Origin of the sequence: Pseudomonas sp. NPDC086251, from assembly GCF_044746405.1 — a bacterium.
In the GTDB taxonomy this organism is placed as follows: domain Bacteria; phylum Pseudomonadota; class Gammaproteobacteria; order Pseudomonadales; family Pseudomonadaceae; genus Aquipseudomonas.
Window position 1 is genome coordinate 44,734 of record NZ_JBIVBY010000042.1, and the last position, 6,267, is coordinate 51,000.

At 57.7% G+C, this 6,267-nt stretch carries 6 protein-coding genes; 3 read left to right on the plus strand and 3 right to left on the minus strand.

The window, feature by feature from the left end; translation table 11 throughout:
- Nucleotides 1-2: 2 nt before the first annotated feature.
- Entirely contained in the window at nucleotides 3-431 is a 429-nt protein-coding gene (gene hemJ, locus ACIPL2_RS31320; protein WP_401363599.1) for a protoporphyrinogen oxidase HemJ, read from the minus strand.
- A 136-nt stretch (nucleotides 432-567) separates the two neighbouring features.
- Here hemJ and argC point away from each other — a divergent pair, with 136 nt between their 5' ends.
- Nucleotides 568-1,602 carry an N-acetyl-gamma-glutamyl-phosphate reductase gene (gene argC, locus ACIPL2_RS31325; protein ID WP_401363602.1) on the plus strand — a complete coding sequence of 345 codons (1,035 nt, stop codon included), beginning with the start codon at nucleotides 568-570 and terminating at the stop codon, nucleotides 1,600-1,602.
- A 168-nt stretch (nucleotides 1,603-1,770) separates the two neighbouring features.
- Nucleotides 1,771-2,121 (plus strand): iron-sulfur cluster insertion protein ErpA, encoded by a 351-nt coding sequence (erpA, locus tag ACIPL2_RS31330; RefSeq protein WP_007947969.1) that lies wholly within the window; start codon nucleotides 1,771-1,773, stop codon nucleotides 2,119-2,121.
- Between the two features lie 73 nt (nucleotides 2,122-2,194).
- On the opposite strand, the gene ACIPL2_RS31335 is transcribed toward erpA, so the two are convergent.
- Entirely contained in the window at nucleotides 2,195-3,286 is a 1,092-nt protein-coding gene (locus ACIPL2_RS31335) for an anhydro-N-acetylmuramic acid kinase (protein WP_401363605.1), read from the minus strand.
- Nucleotides 3,287-3,289: 3 nt separating this feature from the next.
- Nucleotides 3,290-4,726 (minus strand): peptidoglycan DD-metalloendopeptidase family protein, encoded by a 1,437-nt coding sequence (locus ACIPL2_RS31340; RefSeq protein ID WP_401363608.1) that lies wholly within the window; start codon nucleotides 4,724-4,726, stop codon nucleotides 3,290-3,292.
- A gap of 212 nt (nucleotides 4,727-4,938) precedes the next feature.
- On the opposite strand from ACIPL2_RS31340, the gene tyrS reads away from it, so the two are divergent.
- Nucleotides 4,939-6,138 (plus strand): tyrosine--tRNA ligase, encoded by a 1,200-nt coding sequence (gene tyrS, locus ACIPL2_RS31345; protein ID WP_401363610.1) that lies wholly within the window; start codon nucleotides 4,939-4,941, stop codon nucleotides 6,136-6,138.
- The last annotated feature ends 129 nt before the right edge of the window (nucleotides 6,139-6,267 follow it).

A 6,267-nucleotide genomic window follows, 5' to 3' on the forward strand; every position in this document is an offset into this window, starting at 1 on the left:
AATTAGAACGGCCGAACCACGACCAGAATTACGATAGCCAGCAATATCAGAACCGGCACTTCATTGAACCAGCGATAAAAGACATGGCTGCGGGTATTTTCGCCACGGGCAAAACGTTTTACCTGCGCGCCACACATATGGTGGTAGCCGATCAAAATCACGACCAGGGTCAACTTCGCGTGAATCCACGCGCCTTGGCTGAAGATGCCGGGGTTGAGGTAGATCAGTGCGATACCAAAGATCAGGGTAGCGATCATCGCCGGCCCCATGATGCCCCGATACAACTTGCGCTCCATAATGCTGAAGCGTTCCTTGCTGACGGTGTCCTCGCTTTGCGCGTGATAAACGAACAGGCGGGGTAGATAAAACAGGCCGGCAAACCAGCAGACCATGCTGACGATGTGAAGCGCTTTGAGCCACAAATAAAGCATTTTTTAGTTATTCCCAGGTTCACGGTAGGCTGGATAGTAGAGGCTTGAGGCTCCGCACGTCACCTTGCCGGTTGTCGCAGGACGATACGGGCCCTATTATCGACGGCTTTCCAGTGGGTTCGTTGAGGGCAGGTTTATGGTCAAGGTCGGTATCGTCGGCGGCACGGGTTACACCGGTGTCGAACTGTTGCGTCTGTTGGCGCAGCATCCGCAAGCTGAAGTGGTAGTGATCACTTCCCGATCCGAGGCCGGTCTGGCCGTGGCTGATCTGTACCCGAACCTGCGCGGTCATTACGACGGCCTCGCGTTCAGCGTTCCCGACATCAAGACCCTGGGTGCTTGCGATGTGGTGTTTTTCGCCACGCCGCACGGTGTTGCCCATGCGCTGGCGGGTGAATTGCTGGCAGCCGGGACCAAGGTCATCGACCTGTCGGCAGACTTCCGTCTGCAAGACGCCGATGAATGGGCCAAGTGGTACGGCCAGCCGCACGGTGCGCCGGAACTGCTGGAGGAGGCTGTCTACGGCTTGCCGGAAGTCAATCGCGAGCAGATCAAGCAGGCTCGCCTGATCGCCGTACCGGGTTGCTACCCGACGGCGACGCAATTGGGTTTCCTGCCCTTGCTCGAAGCCGGTCTGGCCGACACCACTCGCCTGATTGCTGACTGCAAGTCCGGTGTCAGCGGTGCCGGTCGTGGTGCCTCTGTCGGTTCGCTGTACGCCGAGACGTCGGAAAGCATGAAGGCTTACGCCGTCAAAGGGCACCGTCACCTGCCGGAAATTCGCCAGGGTCTGCGTCGCGCAGCGGGCAAGGAAGTCGGCCTGACCTTCGTTCCGCACCTGACGCCGATGATTCGCGGCATCCACTCGACGCTCTACGCGACCGTCGTGGATCGCTCGGTGGATCTGCAGGCGCTGTTTGAAAAACGCTATGCCAACGAGCCGTTCGTCGATGTCATGCCGGCCGGTAGCCATCCGGAAACCCGTAGCGTGCGCGGTGCCAACGTTTGCCGTATCGCCGTGCATCGTCCGCAGGAGGGTGACCTGGTGGTGGTGTTGTCGGTGATCGACAACCTGGTCAAAGGTGCATCGGGGCAGGCGGTGCAGAACCTGAACATCCTGTTTGGCCTGGATGAGCGACTGGGCCTGTCACACGCGGGCATGTTGCCGTAAGGCTTTATCCCGCTCAGCAAAAAGGCCCTGATAAAGGGCCTTTTTGCATTGGGAGCCGGCAATCGGGTTTATTGATATACCGTAACAATAGTTGACCAATTTTCTAGGAGAAGCGGATAATGCGCGTCATCACGCATTATGGCGGCGTAACGCCGGGAGATAGTCAGCATGAGCGTCGAATCCTTCACCCCCACCGCTTTGCAATTCACCCACGGTGCCGCGCACAAGGTGAAGAGCCTGGTCGATGAAGAGGGGAATGATCGCTTGAAGCTGCGCGTATTCGTTACGGGCGGCGGTTGTTCAGGTTTTCAGTATGGCTTTACCTTCGATGAAGAAGTGGCCGATGACGACACCATCGTCGAGCGCGAAGGCGTGAGCCTGGTTGTGGACCCGATGAGCTTCCAGTACCTGGCAGGTGCCGAGGTGGATTATCAGGAAGGTCTGGAAGGTTCGCGTTTCGTGATCAAGAACCCGAACGCCAGCACCACCTGTGGTTGCGGCTCTTCGTTCTCGATCTGATCGCACGTCACCGCATCACCAAGCGCCGCATGGCTTCAGGGCTTTGCGGCGTTTTGCTGTCCGGGGTTCTGCTTCAGGCCGGATAGATGGCGCCGAGTACGCGCAGGCCCCGGGCGCCGGTGGCGCTCGGGCGGTTGGCCGCGATGCCTTCCAGGCAGCAATGGGCCAGCCAGGCGAAAGCCATGGCTTCGACCCAGTCCGGGTCAACACCGTAAGCTGCGGTGCTGCTGACCTTGGCGTTGGGTAGCAAAGCGGCCAAGCGCTTCATCAGTGTGGCGTTGTGCGCACCACCGCCACACACCAGCAATTCCTTGTTATCTGATTGAGCGTTTTGCAGTGACTCAATGATAGTCAGTGCGGTCAGTTCAAGCAGTGTTGCCTGGACATCTTCGGCAGCGAACGTCGGCAAGCGCGATAGGTGTTGTGTCAGCCACGGCAAGTTGAACACTTCGCGGCCGGTGCTCTTCGGGCCTTGGGTGACAAAGAACGGATCGCTGAGCAGCGCTTTCAACAGAACGGGTTCGACCTTACCGCTAGCAGCCCATTGGCCGTCACGATCAAAGTTGTCGCCGCGTTGTTGGTGAATCCAGGCATCGAGCAAGACGTTCCCCGGCCCGCAGTCGAAACCGGCGACAGGTTTACCGGGTTCTATCAGGCTGAGATTGCTGAAACCGCCGACGTTCAGCACTGCACGGTTGCCTTTGCGCTCTTCAAACAGGGCTTCGTGAAAGGCTGGAACCAGTGGGGCGCCTTGCCCGCCAGCGGCGACGTCGCGGCTGCGGAAGTCGCTGACCACGGTGATGCCGGTCAGCTCGGTCAATAAGGCCGGGTTGCCGATCTGCACCGTAAACCCGCGCGCCGGTTCGTGGCGAATGGTCTGGCCGTGGCTGCCAATCGCACGAACGTCTTCAGGCTTGAGGTTTTGTTGATCGAGAAGGGTATGAATGCCCTGGGCCGCCAGTTTTACCCAGTTCTGCTGAGCGATGGCGGAGCGGGCAATCTCATCCGGGCCACTGGCGCACAAGCCAAGCAGCTCGGCGCGCAGGGATTCCGGCATCGGGATGTAATGCGTGGCGATCAGCTTGATCGCCTGGGTTTGCTCAATCAGCGCAATGTCCAGGCCATCGAGGCTGGTCCCGGACATCACACCTATATAGAGCGCCATGGCTTAGCGTTTGCTCGAGGCCAGCATGGTGGCCTTTTCTTGGTCCATGCGTGCCATTAGAGGCTGACTTTGCGCAAGGAAACGTGCGCGTTCGGCTTTGGCGATCGGGTCGGCCATCGGCAACTTCTGCCCCAGTGGATCGACGTGCACGCCGTTGACCTGAAACTCGTAATGCAAGTGCGGTCCCGTGGAGAGCCCGGTGGTGCCGATGTAACCAATGACCTGGCCTTGCTTGACGGTGCCGCCCGTCTGCACGCCTTTGGCGAAGCCCTGCATGTGCCCGTACAGCGTGCGATAAGTGTTGCCGTGCTGGATGATCACGGTGTTGCCGTAGCCACCGCGGCGACCGGCCAACAACACTTTGCCGTCACCGGCAGCCTTGATCGGCGTACCGCGTGGCGCTGCGTAATCAACGCCTTTGTGCGCGCGGATCTTGTTCAGGATCGGATGCTTGCGGCCCATGGAGAACTTAGAGCTGATGCGGGCGAAGTCGACCGGCGTGCGGATGAACGCCTTGCGCATGCTGTTGCCATCAGCCGTGTAGTAGCTGCTGTTGCCTTGTTTGTTGGTGTAACGCACGGCGGTGTAGGTCTTGCCGCGGTTGGTGAAGCGCGCTGACAGGATCGGGCCATTGCCGACAGCCTTGCCATTGACGACTTTCTGTTCGTAGATCACGTCGAACTCGTCACCCTGGCGAATATCCTGGGCGAAGTCGACGTCGTAGCCAAACACGCTGGCCATGTCCATGGTCAGGCTGTGGGACAGGCCGGCACGTGCCGCGGACTGGGACAGCGAGCTGTTGATCACGCCATGAACATAGGCAGAACGTACGGTAGGTTTGGCGGTAATGCGGTTGAACGCGTAACCCTTGTCGTTCTTGGTCAGGCTAATGCTTTCGACGTCGCTGACCTTGCTGTGCAGGTTGGTCAGCTGGCCGTCCGGGCTCAGTTCGAATTCGAGTTTCTGGCCATGCTTGAGTTGGCTGAACTGCTTGGCTTGCTTGTCGCTTGCCAGCACTTCATGCACTGACGCGGCCGGAAGACCGACTTTCGCGAACAGCGTGGAGAGCGTATCGCCCTTGGTGACGATCACTTCGCGGTGATTGGGCGCCTTCTTTTCTTCGACGACTGGCGCAGGAGCGGGGGCCGGTGCCGGCTCGGCCTGGGCGGTTTCCTGGGTCTCTTCGGCGCTGTTTTCGATCTGCGCGAAAGGGGAGGCTGCTGGCTCATTTGTGGCTTGGACGGCGTCAGCAGCGTCTTGATCTTGTGTCAGTTGTTCAGCAGGACTTTCCAGTTCAAGACTCAGGGTCGTCTTTTTGGCTTCAACATCACTGGAAGGGAATACCAGAAGCGCCAGGCTCAATAGAGCGGCGATGCCACTTGCTGCGAGCAGGTGAGTCTTCGGGTAAAGCGGTGGCGCTTTAGACGATTCTTTGGTCATAGGTAATTTTGACTTTGAAAAAAGATGAATTGGAAAAGATGAATGACATGATGAAGATGAAATAACTGTATAAAATATAACCAAATCATCTGTGAAGCAAGTCCACGGACGCTCTGTCCGTGGATTGGCGTCCGTGCGCCGGGCAGAACTTGTATTTGACGCGCGATCTTGTATGGTTGGTTCCCTTTGAATTCGAGCCTTGCGGGTCTGTTATGAAGTCGGTTGAAGAGCAGCTAGCGCTGATTAAACGTGGTGCGGAAGAACTGTTGGTCGAGTCCGAGCTGATCGAAAAGCTCAAGCGTGGCCAGCCGCTACGTATTAAGGCAGGCTTCGATCCGACTGCGCCGGATTTGCACCTGGGTCACACCGTGCTTATTAATAAGCTGCGCCAGTTCCAGGAGCTGGGGCATCAGGTGATCTTCCTTATAGGTGATTTCACCGGGATGATCGGTGATCCAAGCGGCAAGAGTGCAACACGCCCGCCGCTCACTCGCGAGCAGGTTCTCGAGAATGCCGAGACCTACAAGACTCAAGTGTTCAAGATCCTCGATCCGGCTAAAACCGAAGTTGCGTTTAACTCCACCTGGATGGATCAGATGGGGCCGGCCGATTTCATTCGCCTGACTTCGCAATACACCGTTGCCCGCATGCTCGAGCGTGACGACTTCGACAAGCGCTACACCTCCAATCAGCCCATCGCCATTCACGAGTTCCTTTATCCGCTGGTTCAGGGTTATGACTCGGTTGCCTTGCGCGCGGATGTCGAGCTGGGGGGTACCGATCAGAAGTTCAACCTGTTGATGGGGCGTGAACTGCAACGCGGTTATGGTCAGGAGCCGCAATGCATTCTGACTATGCCATTGCTTGAAGGTCTGGATGGCGTGAAGAAGATGTCCAAGTCCTTGGGCAACTACGTCGGTATCCAGGAAGCGCCGGGTGTCATGTACGGCAAGCTGGTTTCCATTCCAGATGTGCTGATGTGGCGCTACTTCGAATTGCTCAGCTTCCGCTCCATGGATGAGATCAACGCATTCCGTACCGATGTCGAGGCGGGTGCAAACCCTCGCGACATCAAGATCAAGTTGGCTGAAGAAATCGTTGCGCGTTTCCATGGTGAAGAAGCTGCGGCCAATGCTCACCGTGCGGCGGGTAACCGTATGAAGGAAGGCGAGCTGCCGGACGACCTTCCAGAGATCGAATTGACTGCTGCCGAGGATATGCCGATCGCTGCCGTCCTTAATAAGGCGGGGCTGGTGAAGAACTCGGCCGTTGCGCGCGATCTGCTGGGGTCGGGTGGAGTGCGTATCGATGGTGAGGTAGTCGATCGCACCTTTATATACGCACTGGGCACGACCCATGTTTGCCAGGCCGGGAAGAAGGCATTTGCGCGTATTACGCTCAAATCCGAATAAGGCTGAAATTAAGGGTTGACGGCAGATTCTGGAAGTCTATAATTCGCCCCACTTCCGGCGCAGTCGAAACGGAAAACTCCTTGGTAAACAAAGAGTTACGCAGTTTTCGGCAGCAGGTTGCTTCAGTTC